17 protein-coding genes and 1 pseudogene are annotated in these 15,280 nt (G+C 72.7%); 9 read left to right on the forward strand and 9 right to left on the reverse strand.

All coding sequences use genetic code 11. From position 1 onward, the window contains the following. Positions 1-363 precede the first annotated feature (363 nt). From ACQVFL_RS15070 to ACQVFL_RS15085, 4 genes and pseudogenes are all read left to right on the forward strand, one after another. Positions 364-1,008, forward strand: coding sequence for a formylglycine-generating enzyme family protein (locus tag ACQVFL_RS15070; RefSeq protein WP_431729833.1), 645 nt, complete (start codon positions 364-366; stop codon positions 1,006-1,008). A gap of 39 nt (positions 1,009-1,047) precedes the next feature. Continuing rightward, positions 1,048-1,983 (forward strand): ADP-ribosylglycohydrolase family protein, encoded by a 936-nt coding sequence (locus tag ACQVFL_RS15075; RefSeq protein ID WP_431729661.1) that lies wholly within the window; start codon positions 1,048-1,050, stop codon positions 1,981-1,983. Positions 1,984-2,159: 176 nt separating this feature from the next. Then, positions 2,160-2,381, forward strand: a pseudogene (locus tag ACQVFL_RS15080) (cysteine hydrolase family protein); the annotation flags it as partial. Between the two features lie 35 nt (positions 2,382-2,416). Further along, positions 2,417-2,611, forward strand: coding sequence for a hypothetical protein (locus tag ACQVFL_RS15085; RefSeq protein ID WP_431729936.1), 195 nt, complete (start codon positions 2,417-2,419; stop codon positions 2,609-2,611). Here ACQVFL_RS15085 and ACQVFL_RS15090 read toward each other — a convergent pair. From ACQVFL_RS15090 to ACQVFL_RS15100, 3 genes are all read right to left on the reverse strand, one after another. Next, complete coding sequence (locus ACQVFL_RS15090) at positions 2,593-3,189, reverse strand: IclR family transcriptional regulator (protein ID WP_431729662.1); 597 nt, start codon at positions 3,187-3,189, stop codon at positions 2,593-2,595. The two genes, ACQVFL_RS15085 and ACQVFL_RS15090, sit on opposite strands and share 19 nt — an antisense overlap. Then, positions 3,182-3,613, reverse strand: coding sequence for a hypothetical protein (locus ACQVFL_RS15095; protein WP_431729663.1), 432 nt, complete (start codon positions 3,611-3,613; stop codon positions 3,182-3,184). Before ACQVFL_RS15095 ends, ACQVFL_RS15090 begins: the two co-directional genes overlap by 8 nt. Before the next feature lie 136 nt (positions 3,614-3,749). Next, positions 3,750-4,478: an SDR family NAD(P)-dependent oxidoreductase gene (locus ACQVFL_RS15100; protein WP_431729664.1), complete on the reverse strand. Its 729-nt coding sequence runs from the start codon at positions 4,476-4,478 to the stop codon at positions 3,750-3,752. Positions 4,479-4,705: 227 nt separating this feature from the next. On the opposite strand from ACQVFL_RS15100, the gene ACQVFL_RS15105 reads away from it, so the two are divergent. Further along, the gene (locus tag ACQVFL_RS15105) at positions 4,706-5,404 is read left to right on the forward strand and encodes a hypothetical protein (protein WP_431729665.1); all 699 of its coding nucleotides are present in this window, start codon (positions 4,706-4,708) and stop codon (positions 5,402-5,404) included. A 59-nt stretch (positions 5,405-5,463) separates the two neighbouring features. Here the strand turns inward: ACQVFL_RS15105 and ACQVFL_RS15110 are convergent, their stop codons facing one another. Genes ACQVFL_RS15110 through ACQVFL_RS15120 form a run of 3 tightly spaced genes read right to left on the reverse strand, consistent with a single transcriptional unit; the run spans position 5,464 to position 8,415 of the window. Next, positions 5,464-5,937 carry an OsmC family protein gene (locus ACQVFL_RS15110; RefSeq protein WP_431729666.1) on the reverse strand — a complete coding sequence of 158 codons (474 nt, stop codon included), beginning with the start codon at positions 5,935-5,937 and terminating at the stop codon, positions 5,464-5,466. A 51-nt stretch (positions 5,938-5,988) separates the two neighbouring features. Further along, positions 5,989-6,987: a cytochrome d ubiquinol oxidase subunit II gene (gene cydB, locus ACQVFL_RS15115; protein WP_431729667.1), complete on the reverse strand. Its 999-nt coding sequence runs from the start codon at positions 6,985-6,987 to the stop codon at positions 5,989-5,991. Between the two features lie 15 nt (positions 6,988-7,002). Next, entirely contained in the window at positions 7,003-8,415 is a 1,413-nt protein-coding gene (locus tag ACQVFL_RS15120; RefSeq protein WP_396695452.1) for a cytochrome ubiquinol oxidase subunit I, read from the reverse strand. 175 nt (positions 8,416-8,590) lie between these two features. On the opposite strand from ACQVFL_RS15120, the gene ACQVFL_RS15125 reads away from it, so the two are divergent. Further along, on the forward strand, positions 8,591-9,370 hold the full coding sequence (locus tag ACQVFL_RS15125) for a lysophospholipid acyltransferase family protein (protein WP_396695454.1): 780 nt from the start codon (positions 8,591-8,593) through the stop codon (positions 9,368-9,370). A gap of 38 nt (positions 9,371-9,408) precedes the next feature. On the opposite strand, the gene ACQVFL_RS15130 is transcribed toward ACQVFL_RS15125, so the two are convergent. Genes ACQVFL_RS15130 through ACQVFL_RS15140 form a run of 3 tightly spaced genes read right to left on the reverse strand, consistent with a single transcriptional unit; the run spans position 9,409 to position 12,134 of the window. Beyond that, complete coding sequence (locus tag ACQVFL_RS15130) at positions 9,409-9,768, reverse strand: hypothetical protein (RefSeq protein ID WP_396695456.1); 360 nt, start codon at positions 9,766-9,768, stop codon at positions 9,409-9,411. Positions 9,769-9,786: 18 nt separating this feature from the next. After that, the gene (locus tag ACQVFL_RS15135; protein WP_431729668.1) at positions 9,787-11,463 is read right to left on the reverse strand and encodes a hypothetical protein; all 1,677 of its coding nucleotides are present in this window, start codon (positions 11,461-11,463) and stop codon (positions 9,787-9,789) included. Then, entirely contained in the window at positions 11,460-12,134 is a 675-nt protein-coding gene (locus ACQVFL_RS15140; RefSeq protein ID WP_431729669.1) for a hypothetical protein, read from the reverse strand. Before ACQVFL_RS15140 ends, ACQVFL_RS15135 begins: the two co-directional genes overlap by 4 nt. A gap of 127 nt (positions 12,135-12,261) precedes the next feature. Here ACQVFL_RS15140 and ACQVFL_RS15145 point away from each other — a divergent pair, with 127 nt between their 5' ends. The 3 genes from ACQVFL_RS15145 to ACQVFL_RS15155 all read left to right on the forward strand — a co-directional run bounded on the left by ACQVFL_RS15145 (position 12,262) and on the right by ACQVFL_RS15155 (position 15,250). Next, on the forward strand, positions 12,262-13,029 hold the full coding sequence (locus ACQVFL_RS15145) for a glycerophosphodiester phosphodiesterase (RefSeq protein WP_431729670.1): 768 nt from the start codon (positions 12,262-12,264) through the stop codon (positions 13,027-13,029). A gap of 24 nt (positions 13,030-13,053) precedes the next feature. Beyond that, on the forward strand, positions 13,054-14,451 hold the full coding sequence (locus tag ACQVFL_RS15150; RefSeq protein ID WP_431729671.1) for an MFS transporter: 1,398 nt from the start codon (positions 13,054-13,056) through the stop codon (positions 14,449-14,451). 109 nt (positions 14,452-14,560) lie between these two features. Next, positions 14,561-15,250, forward strand: a complete 690-nt coding sequence (locus ACQVFL_RS15155) for a thymidine kinase (protein ID WP_396695850.1) — start codon at positions 14,561-14,563, stop codon at positions 15,248-15,250. Positions 15,251-15,280 lie beyond the last annotated feature (30 nt).

Genomic DNA, 15,280 nt, shown 5'->3' on the forward strand with positions numbered 1-15,280 from the left:
GCGCGTCGTGCGGCCGACCCTCGGCCCGCTGGGCCGGACGGGGTTCCCAGGCGACCGCGATGCGGCGCGTGGGATGGGGGCGAGGGGCTGCTGGGTGCTGGACGTGCCGGTCGGGCGCGCCCACCAGGCCGACCAGCGTCGCGCTGGCACCGGGGTGCGCCGGGATGTAAGGAAGGGCCCCTTGCTAACGCCTGGTGTATAGCAGGGGACCCTTCCTTGCATTCCCAGGCCGTCGGCGGCGGTCGGTGTGCCGCCCTCGGGGGACGCGCCGGAAGGTTCACTTTACATAATGTCAATTATCGAACATGGGTTGAGCGGCAGGTGGATCGGTAGCATCTGCTCCTCGTGGACTCCGACAGCGTGATGGTGAACGTTCCGGCGGGGCGCGTGGTGTTGACGGATCGGCGTACGCAGCGCAGTTGGCCGGTCGACGTCGGGCCGTACCGGCTCGCCGCGTATCCGGTGACGCGGGCCGGGTACGCCTCGGTCGTCGGTGTCCCCTGTGCGGCCGGCGAGCGCCGCCGTCCGATGGAGACCGTGTCCTGGTGGGACGCGGTCCGGTTCTGCAACGCCCTGTCCCGGGTCGACGGGCTGCGGCCGGCGTACCGGATCGACGGCGAGGACGTCGGGTGGGACTCCGGTGCCGACGGGTACCGGCTGCCCACCGAGGCCGAGTGGGAGCACGCCTGCCGGGCGGGCACGACCGGTCCCCGGTACGGGCCGCTGGACGAGGTCGCCTGGTATCGCGGCAACTCCGGTGAGCGGCTGCACGACGTGGGCGGCAGGCGCCCGAACGCCTGGGGGCTGTACGACATGCTGGGCAACGTCTGGGACTGGTGCTGGGACGTGTACGACCCCGAGGTGTACGGCACCTACCGGGTGCTGCGGGGCGGCGGCTGGTTCGACGAGCGGTGGAGTTGCCGGGCGTCGGTGCGGCGGCGCAGTCATCCGAGCTTCGCGGTGGACGACGTGGGTTTCCGCCTCGCCCGGTCCGGTCACTCAGAGTAGTCGACCACTCCCCTCGTTCGGGCCGCCTAGGCTTCGGGTGTGTCGAGTGTCGTGGACGGGTCGGTGACGGTACGGCGGGTGGCGGGGGCGCTGACGGCGTACGCCTGTGGGGACGCGTTGGGGGTGCCGTACGAGGGGCGTCCGCCGACCGGTGACGCCGACGACGTGATCGAGACGCCTCGGGCCAGTGACCGGTGGGCGGCCGGGGCCACGTCGGACGACACGGCGTTGACGCTGCTGGTGGCGCGGTGTCTGGTGGACGGTGCTGTGGACGCGGTGACGTTCCTGTCGCGGGTGGCGGCGCAGGATCCTCCGGTGCCGGGTGCGGGGCCGTCGACGCGGGCGGCGCTGGCGGCGTTCCGGGCCACCGGGGCGGTGCCCGACGATCGGGAGGGTGGTACGAACGGCGCGCCGATGCGGGCGTTGCCGGTGGGGTGGTCGGTGCCGCCGGAGCGGGTGGATCTGCTGGTGGCGCGGACGGTGGAGTTGACGCGGGCGACGCATCGGGCGCCGGAGGCGTTGGGCGCGGCGGTGGTGATGGCCGGGTGTGCGTCGTGGTCGGTGGCGGGTGTGCCGGTGGCGGTGTGGTTGCGGCGGGCGGTGGAGTTGGTGGAGGTGGCGCGTCCGGTGTGTGGGGACGCGCCGAGGTTGGCGGAGCTGGTGGGTGCGGTGGTGGCGGGTGGGTGGTCTCCCCCGCCGTCGGGGGTCGGTCTGGACGCGGCGGAGACGGTGGCGGCGGTGCTGCACTGTGTGCGGGGCGCGGGCTCGGTGCGGGGTGGGTTGGTGGCGGCGGTGCGGTGTGGTGGGGACACGGACACGGTGGCGGCGTTGGTGGGTGGTCTGTTGGGTGCGGGGTCGTCGCCGGAGGCGGTGCGGGCGGAGTTGCCGTGGAGTGGGTCGGTGGCGGTGCCGGATGCGGGTGTGGTGTGGCGGTTGGCGTCGTGTCTGGTGGCGTTGCGGGAGTCGGTGCGGTGAGGGTGCGGGGTCGGTCGGTGGGCGGGCCGGGGCGTGCGGATGGGGCGGACCAGGTTCGGTGAGCTGGTCGAGGCGCGCACCCCGGGGCCGTTGATGACGGGGTTTCGGCCCCGGGGTGCGCGACACCCGCTCACGACCAGCTCGTCTCGCCCGCCCGGCGGGCACGCGCCGAGGCGATGGGCCGCAGCCCGCTCAGCGTCTGCGCGGCCGGCTCCTGGGGCGCCGAACTCGCCGCCGGGCTGTCCCCCGCGCCCGGCGACTGCCACCTGGAGAAGACGCGTTACAGCGCCTTCGTCGGCACGCCCCTGCACCACCTGCTGCGGGCACACGACCGCGACCACGTGGTGGTGGTCGGCACGGCGGCCAACGTCTGCGTCGACTCGACCGTCCGCGAGGCGTACATGGCGGACTGGCCGTCACCCTGCCGACCGACATGGTCGGCTGGACCCGCCCGGACCTGGCCGAGCCGGCGATCCGCAACCTCGGCTTCTACTTCTGCGAGACGACGACCTCGGCCGAACTGCTGTCGGCCTGGTCGGCCGCCGCCCGGGCCGTCCGACGACGGGGACTGCGACGCTTCGCCAGCGCGGCCGGTGCCGGCTCGGCCCGCTACGGGGCGGGCTGGTAGCCCAGCTCGGCGCTGACCTGGCGGGCCGCGTCAGCCACCAGGTCGCCGTACTCGGCCAGCAACCGCGCCGAGAAGCGGTCCTGCGGGCCGCACAGCGACAACGACCCGTAGACCTCGCCGGAGGCGAGCCGGATGGCCGCCGCCACGCTCGCCGCCCCCGCCTGCCGTTCGCCCCGGCTCACCGCGTAGCCCTGGCCGCGTACCGCCCGCAGGTCCTCCCAGAGCTGCTCGACCGAGGTGATGGTGGCCGGCGTCATCGACACCAGCTCGTGCGTGGACAGGTATTCGGAGACCTCGGCGTCGGGCAGCGCCGCCAGGATCGCCTTGGACGACGAACCGGCGACCAGCGCGCCCGGCCCCAGCCGGTAGCGCCGGGTGCCCTCGTCGAAGGTGACGAACTGGTTGGCCGTGAGCTCCTTGAGGATGCGGTGGGCCACCGCCTTGGGCAGGCTCAGGTCCCGCGCGACGGTGGACACCCCGACCATCTCGGGACTGCGTTCGGCGAGCAGGTCGATCACGGCCAGCGCGCGACCCAGTCCGCTCGCGGTGTAACGGTGGCCCTCGGCTGGCTCACTCACCGGCACCGCTGACTCCATTCGACCGTGACCTCTCGTGCGTGCCGTCGGGCGGCACTTCGCGGGCGGGCACCCGGCGTCCGGCGCCTAGTGCGGTGTCCTGGTCGGACCCGGTCAACGCGGCGGCCACCGCCATCGCGTCGTGGATGCCGGAGTTCAGGCCCATGCCCCCGGTGGTGCTGCTCAGGTGGAGGCCGGTCGGCGGCTCGTCGTCGACCCCGGTGTCCGTGGACAGCGCGGCGCGCCAGATGTCGGGGGTGCGGATCAGCGAGAACCGGCCGCGCGGGCCGGACCAGTAGCCGACCTCGCTGAGGTCGGGCACCGCGTCCTCGAACCGGAACGGCGTGGCCACCACCAGGCGGCGTAGTTCGGGCTCGGCGGTCGGGTTGGCCGGCGGGACGATGACGCCGAGAGCGGTATCGACCACGCCACCCCCTCAGAATGTTCGACTGAGCCGTACGCCGTTCGACGTACTGGAGCGATAGGGGTTGCGCCGGGGCATGGTCAACCCACCCGACGGGCGCGTCCGCGCACGCCAGGGCAGGGTTGAACAGCAGACCGGGTCAGAGACCGCCGCCGACGCGCAGCACCGCGCCGCTGGTGTAGGAGGCGTCCGGGCCGAGCAGCCAGGCGATGGCGGCGGCGACCTCGTCGGGTTCGCCGGGACGCCCCAGCGGGATCCGCCCGGCGGCCCGCTCGGGCCGGTCCGGCTGCCCGGAGAGGGCGTGGATGTCGGTACGGATGATGCCCGGGGCCACCGCGTTGACCCGGATCCCGCGCGGAGCCAACTCCTTGGCCAGGCCGACGGTGAGCGCGTCGGTGCCGCCCTTCACCGCGGCGTAGTGGACGTACTCGCCGGGACCGCCGAGGGTGGCGGCGACCGAGGAGATGTTGACGATCCCGCCGCCGGCCGTCATCCGCCGGGCCGCCTGCTGCGCGCAGAGCACGTAGCCGACCAGGTTGACGTCGACCACCTCGCGCAGGTCGTCCAGGCGCAGCTCGGTGAGGGGGCCGATCGGGCTGGTCACACCGGCGTTGTTGACCAGGCCGGTGAGCGGGCCGAACTCCTCGGCGGCGTCGAACAGGGCGGCCACCCGATCGGGGTCGCGGGTGTCGGCGGGCACCGCGACGGCGCGTACGCCGATGGCGTGCAGCTCGGCCACGACGGCCTCGGCGGCGGCGTGGTCGCGGCGATAGCCGAGAGCGAGATGATGGCCCGCGTGGGCCAGCCGCCGGGCGGTGGCCGCGCCGATGCCGCGCCCGCCGCCGGTGATGACGGTGACCGGTGCCATTGATCGTCTCCCCTGCCCTCGAGCCGGTGTCGGCGACGTTACCGGGGCGTTCACCGGCCCCGGTAGTCGGGTGTGGTCGAGCACACGGCCGGTGGTGCTGCGTGGCGCACAGCGAACTGGTCATGGACCGGGCGCTGAAGGCGCTGGGGGGCTGATCTTCACGGTGTCGCCGGGTGCTGGTATCAAGGCAGGCGACTGAACACGTGTACGACGGATGAGGGAGCGCGATGGGTGTCGCTGGCCAGGGTTTGTCCGATGACGAGGTGCGTGGCATCCGGGAGGCGTTGGCCGCGGGACGCAAGCCGAAGGTGGTGTTCACGGCGTCGGCCGGGCAGATCGCCGGGCAGCTCGGCCAGGTGGTCGAGCTGACCGACCCGGCGGTGTCCGACGAGTACGTGGTGGTGCGTTTCGGCCGGGACGAGCTGCCCTTCTCCCCCGCGGACGTGGCGGTGGCGCCCCGGGGCGCCGGCCGTCGACCGGCCGAGCCGAAGGTGGAGCCGACCCCGGTCGAACCGCCGGCGGCGGAGCCGGAGTTCGTGCTGGACCGGATGCCGCAGCCTCGGCCGGAGGAGCCGAGTCGACGGGAGGAGCCGAAGGTGGAGACGGTGGAGTCCAAGCCCGCGCGGCGGCCGGTGAAGGCGGCCAAGCCGAAGGGACCGGCCGGGTTGACGGTCACCCTGGCGTACGCCGAGGGCGAGTGGACGGTCGCCGCGCAGCAGGGCGGCAAGGTGCTGGCCAAGCCGTACGTGCTCAAGCCGGCCGAGGCGCTGCGGATGGTGGCGCTGGTCGACGTGCCCGGTGTGCACGAGGCGGTGGAGCAGATCCTGGCGTCGGAGCGGTCCGAGGCCGAACGGCAGGCCGAGAAGCTGCGGGCCGAACTGGCCGAGATCGAGGCCCGGCTGGCGGAGTTGCGCGAGGCGGGCTGAGGTCGGCACAGGTGCGCGCGGGGCCCGGGGCGGATGCGTCCCGGGCCCTACGTGTGGCGTCAGACGGTGACGGTGTTCGGCTCGTGCCGGACCGGGAAGTTGACGGAGTTGGCGATGAAGCAGACCCGGTGCGCGTCGTCGTGCAGCGCGGTCGCGGTGTCGGTGTCGGCGGGGTCGGCGAGGATGACCCGGGGACGCAGGACGACCTCGGTGAAGTGGCCGCTGCCCGTCCTGTTGTCGGTGGTCATGCTGCCGGTGGCGGTGTCGACGTAGTCGGTGACGACGATGCCGTGGTCGGCGCAGAGGTGCAGGTAGGCCAGCATGTGGCACTGCGACAGCGCGGCCAGCAGGAGCTGTTCGGGGTTCCAGCGGGTGCGGTCGCCCCGGAAGGTCGGGTCGGAGCTGCCGGCGATCGGGGGCGGGCCGTCGGCGGTGACGTCGTGGTCGCGTCGGTAGGCGCGGTAGCCGCTGGTGCCGGTGCCGAGGTTGCCGGTCCAGGTCACGGTGGTGCGGTAGGTGTGCTGGTGGGGCATCAGCTCATGGTGCCGGATCGGCCCGGGACGTGGGGTCCCGGGCCGATCCGGTCAGTGCTGCGGGATGTGCTTGACGCCGATGCGCCTGCGGAACACCCAGTACGTCCAGCCCTGGTAGGCCAGCACGATCGGGGTGAAGAACACCGCCACCCAGGTCATGATCTTCAGGGTGTAGGGGGTGGAGGCGGCGTTGGTGGCGGTCAGCGTGCCGGCCGGGTCCAGCGTGGAGGGCAGCACGGTGGGGAACAGCGCGGCGAACAGGGTCGCCACGGCCAGGCCGATGGCCAGCGCGGTGCCGGTGAAGGCCCAGCCCTCGCGCCGCACCCGGGCGGCGGCGAGACCGCCGAGCAGGGCCAGGGCGGCACCGGTGGCGAGCACCACGGCGGCGGTGCTGGAGCGGATGGTCAGGGTCCAGGTGAGGAACGCGACCGCCAGTACGGCGGTGACCACGCCGAGGCGTACGGCGAGGGCGGCGGCGCGGCCCCGGATGTCGCCGACGGTCTTCAGTGCGATGAACACCGCGCCGTGGGTTCCGAACAGCGCCGCGGTGGTCGCGCCGCCGAGCAGCGCGTACGGATGCAGCAGGTCGACCAGGCCGCCGACGAACTCGTGGTCGGCGTCGAGGGGTACGCCGCGCAGGATGTTGGCGAAGGCCACGCCCCACAGGATCGCCGGGATGAGCGAGCCGAAGAAGATGGCCTTGTCCCAGCGGCTCTTCCAGGACGCCTCGGGGCGCTTGTGGCGGTACTCGAAGGCGACGCCCCGGGCGATCAGGGCCAGCAGGATGAGCAGCAGCGGCAGGTAGAAGCCGGAGAAGAGGGTGGCGTACCACTCGGGGAAGGCGGCGAACATCGCGCCACCGGCGGTAATCAGCCAGACCTCGTTGCCGTCCCAGACCGGCCCGATCGTGTTGATCATGACGCGGCGTTCGCGGTCGTCGCGGCCGAGCACGGGCAGCAGCATGCCGACGCCGAAGTCGAAGCCCTCCAGGATGAAGTAGCCGGTGAACAGCACGGCGACGAGGAGAAACCAGATGGTGGTCAGTTCCACGGTGGGGGCTCCGGGTCAGTAGGCGAACGCGAGCGGGCGGTCCGCGTCGTCGGTGTCGTCGGGTTCGGGCTCGGGCGTGACGTCGGGTACGCCGGCCTTGGCGTAGCGGATCAGCAGTTTCACCTCGACCACGGCGAGCACGGCGTAGATGATCGTGAAGGCGGCGAAGCTGGTGAGCACCTCGCCGAGGGAGACGCTGCGGGAGACGCCGTCGCGGGTGAGCATCTCGCCGAAGACGATCCAGGGCTGGCGGCCCATCTCGGTGAAGATCCAGCCGAAGGAGTTGGCCAGCAGTGGCAGGATCGGCATGACCAGGCCGGCGCGCAGCAGCCACGTGCCGCGTGGCGTACGGCCCCGGCGCTGCGACCAGAGCACGAGCAGGGCGATGGCCGCGGCGGCGAGCCCGAAGCCGATCATGAACCGGAAGCTCCAGTAGGTGACCGGGATGATCGGGGTGTAGCTGCCGGGGCCGTACTGGGCGGTGTAGAGGGCCTGGAGGTCGTTGATGCCGTGCACGGTGCCGTTGGGGTCGCCGGTGCCCAGGTACGACAGCAGGTACGGGATCTTGATGGCGAACAGTTCCCGGCTGCCGTCGAGGCTGCCGACGGTGAGTACGGAGAACGAGGCGGGGCTCTCGGTGTCGTAGAGGCCCTCGGCGGCGGCCATCTTCATCGGCTGCACCTCGGTCATGATCTTGCCTTGGATGTCGCCGGTGATCACCACGACGGCGGCGGCGACCAGGGTGACCCAGGAGCCGAAGCGGGCCGCGAACCGGTAGGCCGGGGTGTCCTCGCTGTGGGGGCGGCGGATCAGGTGCCACAGGGCGACCGCCACCAGCAGCGACCCGGCGACCAGGAAGGCACCGGCGATGGTGTGCGGGAAGGTGATCAGGGCGACCTTGTTGGTGAGCACGGCGACGAAGTCGGTCAGCTCGGCGCGCCCGGTCTCCGGGTTGATCCAGTAGCCGACCGGGTTCTGCATGAACGAGTTCGCGGCGAGGATGAAGTACGCCGACAGGTTGGTGCCGATCGCGGCGGCCCAGATGCTGGCCAGGTGCAGGCGTCTGGGCAGCCGGTCCCAGCCGAAGATCCACAGGCCGATGAAGGTGGATTCCAGGAAGAAGGCGACCAGCGCCTCGATGGCCAGGGGGGCACCGAAGATGTCGCCGACGAAGCGGGAGTAGTCGCTCCAGTTCATGCCGAACTGGAACTCCTGCACGATGCCGGTGACCACGCCCATCGCGAAGTTGATCAGGAACAGCTTGCCGTAGAACTTGGTCAGCTTGAGGTACTTCTCGTCCCCGGTGCGGTGCCAGAGGGTCTGCAGGATGGCGACCAGGACGGAGAGTCCGATGGTCAACGGTACGAAGAGAAAGTGGTAGACGGTGGTGACACCGAACTGCCAGCGGGCGACGTCCAACGCGTCCACCTGCGACCCCCAGGGCTGCTCATACTACAAGACGTAGTAAATACTACAGCCTGTCGTACGTCGGTCGGCAGAGGCGGGGGACCCGAACCGCTCCGGGACCAATGACCCTGCTCACCTCTGCCGTGCGGCCCCCTGTCCGGCACCGGCGAGCCCCGCCGTGCGACCATCACCGGCTGTGGACCACGCCCACTCCCCCTGGCAGCCGCCGCTGATCTGGCGCACCGCCCAGTTGCTCGCCCGCGTCGTGGTCGGCGCGCTGGCCCGGCTGGAGGTCACCGGCGACATCCCCGCGCACCTGCGGGACGGGCCGCTGATCCTGGCCGCCAACCACATCAGCCCGTTCGACCCGATCGTGCTCGCCGCCGCCTGCCGCAGCCGCCGGGTGGCACCCCGGATCATGGCCACCGGCGGGCTGTTCCGCGCACCGGTGATCGGCACCGCCATGCGACGCGCCGGACACATCCGGGTCGACCGGGGCACCACCGGCGTGCACCGGGCCCTGGACGACGCCGCCGCCGCGGTCGCCGCGGGCGCGCCGATCCTGGTCTACCCCGAGGGACGCATCGGCCTCGACCCGGGCCTGTGGCCCGAACGCGGCAAGACCGGCACCGCCCGACTCGCCCTGACCTGCGGCGCCCCCGTCGTGCCGGTGGCGCAGTGGGGTTCGCACGAGGTGCTGCCCTACCGGGCGCCCAAGGGCCTGCTCGGCGGCGTCGCCCGCGCGCTGGTCCGCCGCCCCACCGTACGGGTGCACTTCGGCGACCCGGTCGACCTGACCGACCTGCGTCCGGGTGCGCCCGGCGTCGCCCGCCAGGCCACCGACCGGATCGTCGACGCCCTCACCGACACCCTGGTGCCGCTGCGTCCCGACGAACCCGACCGGCCCCGGCACGTCGACCCGGGCCGACCGGTGGACACCGGCCGCTCCCACCGACGTGGCCCCGCCACCGGCTGACCCGCCACCGGCCGGGGCGCGCCGCCGGGCCGTCGCGGTCAGCCGGCCTGCTGGATCGCGCGCAGCACCTCGGTGACCGCCGAGGCCACCGGCGCGACCGGCGTCGCGAGAGCAGCCAGGCGCTGCAACAACGCCGTCACCCGCGCCGGTTCCGGATGCGGCCGGGCCAGGTGCGCGCGCAACTCCGCGGCCACCGCACGGGCCGGGTCGTCCAACTCGTCGCGGTGCCGGTCGAGCACCTCCACCAGCCGGGTCACCAGCGCCGCCACGTCCACGCCGGGCGCGGTCGCCCAGAGCGTGCCACCGACCGCCGACGCGGCCGGACCGACGGCCTGGTTACCGACCTGACTGACCCCGCCGGACTGCTGGATGCCGTAGTTCGCCGACGTCTCCGACATGCGCCTCTCCCCTGTGTCTCACACCGGTCGTGCCCGCTCACCACCACCGGCCGGTGCCGGCTGGCCGTGCTGCTCGGCCCGCGCACCGGACCCGACCGCCTGGTTGCCGACCACGCTGAGGCCGCCGGTCTGCACGATGCCCTGGTTGAGGATCATCGTCTGGCGGCTGCGGAACTCGGCGGTGTCCAGGCCCCGCTCGTCGAGGAAGTCCACGATCGCGGCGAGGACGTGCCGCTCCACCACCTTCAGGTGCTTCGCCGCGTCGAGCACCTGGAAGTAGTTGTGGTAGTCGCTGCCGGTGGCCAACTCCCGCACCCCGACCCGCGCGCCGTGGTCGTACCCCAGATCCTCACGGGCCAACCGCCGCAGGCGTGCCTGTCGCGGCCGGTGGCGCACCGCGTGACCCAGGTCGGTCAGCAACCGCCCGGCGGCACCGACGGCCGTGGGCACCAGCCGGTCGGTGGCGACCGCGAGCATCTGCACCAACTGCCGCGCCGACATCCAGTCGGTCAGCCGGTCCACCTCGTGGTACGCCCACCGGGGCGGTTCCAGCACCGTCCGGGCGCACTCCAGGTAGAGCAGCTTCCCGTCGGTGGAGAAGTGCAGGAACGTGCCCGCCACCACCTCCGCACCCCAGGACGGCACCAGCGCGCACAGGTAGTGCCGGGCCGCGCCCTGCGGGTTCGCCGCCACCTGGCGGACCTCCTCCGGGGTGAAGCGCTGACGCGGCGCCCGGTCCTGGTCCGGCAGCAACCGGTGGTCCCCGGTCAACAGGTGGCCGCCGACGAAGATCCGGTCCTCCAGCGTCAGCCCGGCCAGCCGGTCCGCCCCCAGCCCGGCGTCGAGCGAGGCCAGCCGCCCGCGTACGTGGTCGATCAGCTCCAGCACGGTGAACGGGGCCGGCTCCGGCCGTTCCGGTCGACTCCACCCGGCGACCTGCTCGGCGGGACGGATCGGCAGGGCGAACGACCACCCGGCCACCGGCGTGCCGTGCCCGACGAACGGCAGATACCCGCCGTAGACGGTGACGTTGCCGTGCTGCGCCTCGTCGACGGCGGCCAGCCGGTCGGCGTACCGGGACGGCAGGGACACCTCGTCGGGTGCGCTCGCCACGAACACGTTCCGGCGCAGCCGGGTCACCAGCAGCCACCGGGTGCCGTGCAGGTGGATCGCCAGGGTCAGGAACGCGGCGATGCCGGCCGGCAGGGCCAGCCACGGTCGCCCGACCAGCCACCCGGCCGGGCCGGACTCCTCGACGGTGATCAGGTGGAACCGGATCAGCAGCACCAGGGCGCTCAGCGCGGCGACGATCATGCCGAGCAGCGGACCGAGCATCCGCTCCCGGGTCGGGCGGAACGGGGCCAGCGAGGTGCCGACCCACATCGCACCGACCACCAGCAGGGTCCACAGCGGGGCGAGCAGCACCGCCAGGCCCCCGAAGACCAGCAGCCGCAGGTCCCGGCGGCGACGCCGGTGACGGGCCACCAGACAGTGGCGCACCACCGGCGACACGTCGAAGCCCACCGAGGGCGCCACCGCCCGCACCTCGTCGCCGAGCACCTCGTCGAGCACCCGCTCGGCGAACCGTTCGTCGGTGTGCGCGGCCACGCACAGGTACCGGGTCGCCTCGCTGGTCACCGGTGGGGACGCCGGGCGTTGCCCGGGTACCGTCGGTGGATCCGTCCGTGCGGTCATCTCGGCCGTCCCCCGTCCACCCGACGCGGGCTCGCGCCGGATCGCATCGTGGCCACGGCCAGCCCCGGGCCGTAGACCAGGCCGGCGATCAGCGCGCCGGTGATCGTGGTGTTCACCCACCACCTCGGGTCGCCGTACAACACCAGGTCGTCCGGGACGAGCAGCAGGCCGACGAGACCCCCGGCGAACGCGGCGAGCACCGCCGTCACGGTGACCGCGCCGAGTACCGCGCACGCCCGGTAGGGCCCGGACGCCGTCGGCCGGTCCCCCAGCCGGCGCAGCAACCACACCGTGCCGACGACGAACAGCAGCGTGCGCAGGTTCTCCGCCAACCAGTACCCGACCATGCCGGAGCGTTGCGGTTCCAGGTCCCACCGGGCCCAGGTCACGCCGTAGATCAGAGCCCGCAACAGCTCCGCGGTCAGCCCCGCCGGGCCGTCGGCGGAGGGCAGGTCGGCGGCCCACCCCCGGACCAGTTCGGCTCCCCACCGGCTACCGCCGGCCAGCACCGCCACCACGAACAACCCGACACCGGCCGGTACGGGACGCGGCCGGGGCGACTCGTCCGGCGGGGTCATCCGGGGCGGCAACGGGTCGACCGGATGCGCGGTCAGTGTCGACCGGGGCGCGGTCGACGGCCCGGGCTGCGGGGACGGCGGCCACGGCATCACCGCCACATGGTGACCGTCGCACAGCGGACCCGCACGGTCACTGTCCGGAATCCGGCACCGCAGGCGGGTACGCGCCGGTCACCGGCCGGTCGTCCGCCGGCCACCGACGCCGGGCATACTGCGCTGCGTGGCACCCGGTCACCCGTACCTCGACGCCCCGACGCCGCTGGCCTTCGCGCACCGGGGCGGTGCCGCCGACGGCGACGAGAACACCACGGCCGCCTTCGCCCGCGCCGTCGAGCTGGGCTACCGGTACGTGGAGACCGACGTGCACGGCACCGCCGACGGCGTCGCCGTGGTGTTCCACGACCACACCCTCGGACGACTCACCGGGCAGCGGGGACGGCTGTCCGCGCTGCGCTGGGCCGACCTGGCCACGGTGCGCGTCGGCGGGGCCGCCGCCGTACCCCGCCTGGACGAGGTGCTCGACGCGTGGCCGCAGGTGCGCTTCAACATCGACGTGAAGTCCGACCCCGGGGTGGCGCCGACGGTGTCCACCGTGGCGCGGGCCGGCGCCGCCGACCGGGTGCTGCTCGCCTCGTTCAGCGACGCCCGGTTGACCCGGCTGCGTGCCCTCACCCACGGGCGCGTCGCCACCAGCCTCGGCGCACGCGGGGTGGCCCGGCTGCGCTGGGCCTCGCTGACCGGTCGGCCGCTGCGGCTACCGCCGTCGGTGGTGGCCGCGCAGGTGCCGGTGCGTTTCGGCCGGATACCGGTGGTGGACCGTCGCCTGCTGCGCACCGCACATCGACTCGGGTTGCAGGTGCACGTCTGGACGATCGACGAACCTGCCGAGATGCACGAGTTACTTGATCTCGGTGTGGATGGCGTCATGACCGACCACGTCGGCGTGCTGCGCGACGTCTACCGCAGCCGCGGCCACTGGGCCGCCTGAACACCCCGGGCAAAGGACCCCCACATGGCCGAGACGGCGACCCCTGCCGCGCAGGACGACACCCCGCAACCCGCCAGCACGCGCCGCGAGCGCACCGGTTGGTACTTCTACGACTGGGCCAACTCGGCCTTCCAGACCACCGTCATCACGGTGTTCCTCGGCCCGTTCCTGACCAGCGTGGCCAAGATGGCCGCCGGCTGCGAACTCGGCGCCGACGACTGCAGCGGGTACGTCTACCCGCTGGGCATCAAGGTGGCCGCCGGCTCGTACTACCCGTACCTGATCTCGCTGTCGGTGCTGCTGACCGTCTTCGTGCTGCCGGTGATCGGGGCGATCGCCGACCGGTCGCTGCACAAGAAGCGGCTGCTGGCCGCCACCGCGTTCACCGGTGCCGGCGCGACCATCGGGATGCTCTTCGTCACCGGCGACCGGTACCTGCTCGGCGGCGCGCTGTTCATGATCGCCAACATCAGCTTCGGTGCGGCGATCGTGGTCTACAACTCGTTCCTGCCGCAGTTGGGCGGGCCGGACGAACGCGACGGCATCTCCAGTCGCGGCTGGGCGCTGGGCTACCTCGGCGGTGGTCTGCTGCTGGCGTTCAACCTGGTCGCGGTGCAGTCGTTCGACAACGGCACCCCGGAACGCACCCTCGACCTGGCCCGCTGGTCGATCGTCTCGGCCGGCGTCTGGTGGGCGGTGTTCACCCTGGTGCCGTTGCGCTGGCTGCGGGAACGGCCCACCGCCGCCGCCCTCGCCGCCGGGCCCGGCGGCAACGTGCTCACCGACGGGTTCCGGCAACTTGGCCGCACCCTGCGGGAGATCAAGGCGTATCCGCTGACGCTGTTCTTCCTGCTGGCGTTCCTGGTCTACAACGACGGCATCCAGACCGTCATCACCCTGGCCAGCCAGTACGGCACCGAGGAACTGCGGCTGGACCAGAGCACCCTGATCGTGACGATCCTGCTGGTGCAGTTCCTGGCGTTCGGCGGCGCGCTCGGCCTCGGGTGGCTGGCCGGGCGGATCGGCGCGTGGAAGACCATCCTGCTGAGCCTGGTGCTGTGGACCGCGGTGATCCTCGGCGCGTTCCGGCTGCCGGCCGAGGCGCCCCTGCCGTTCATGGTGCTCGGTGCCGCCATCGGTCTGGTCCTCGGCGGCAGCCAGGCGTTGAGCCGGTCGCTGTTCAGCCAGCTCATCCCGGCCGGCAAGGAGGGCGAGTACTACGGCTTCTACGAGATCAGCGACAAGGGCACCAGTTGGTTGGGGCCGCTCGCGTTCGGTCTGGTGTTCCAGCTCACCAACTCCTACCGGGTCGGCCTGGTCTCCCTGCTGATCTTCTTCGTGGTCGGGTTCCTGCTGCTGCTGGCGGTGCCGATCCGGCGCGCGATCGTGGCCGCCGGCAACACGCCGCCACGGGTGCTGTGAGGCACACCGGCGGGCCGTCGGTGGACCGGGGGACGTCGTCGATCGGCTAGGCTGCCGGTCCGTGACGAGCGCCCCAGACCCCGTACCCACCTGCCTGGCCCGTCCCCGGATGGCCGCCCCGGGCGACCCCTCGGGTGGGTGCGTGGCCGCCCGGGGCGTCGACGGGCGGCCCGCGCACGCCGCCGCGCTGCGCTTCTACTGGGGTCCGATGGACTGCGGCAAGTCCACGATGGCGTTGCAGATGAACTACAACCACTCCCGGCAGGGCCGCCGGGGACTGGTCACCACCCGCATCGACCGTTCGCTCGGCCCGCAGGTCACCACCCGGATCGGGCTGGCGCACGAGGCGATCGAGGTGACCGACGCGCTCGACCTGTGCGCCCTGGTCCGCGACGCCTGGGCCGACGGGGTCCGGGTGGACTACCTGATCTGCGACGAGGCCAGCTTCTACTCCGTCGAGCACGTGGAGCAGATGGCCGACTTGGTCGACAGCTACGACGTCGACGTGTACGCCTTCGGGCTGGCCACCGACTTCCGGTCCGGCCTGTTCCCGGCCGCCCGGCGGCTGTTCGAGCTGGCCGACTCGGTGGCCCGGATCCAGGTCGAGGTGCTCTGCTGGTGCGGCCGGGAGGGTCTGCTCAACGCCCGGGTCGTGGGCGGACGGATCGTCCGCGAGGGCGAGCAGGTGGTCATCGGCGACACCGTCGACGACGCCGATGTGCGCTACCAGGTGCTGTGCCGACGCCACCACCGCAGCGGCGACCTCGGCCCGCGCGCCGCCACCTGCCCCGAGTCCTGAGCCGTCGACGGCGACACGTCGGATAACGAA

Source organism: Verrucosispora sp. TAA-831, assembly GCF_050780145.1.
Lineage (GTDB): Bacteria > Actinomycetota > Actinomycetes > Mycobacteriales > Micromonosporaceae > Micromonospora.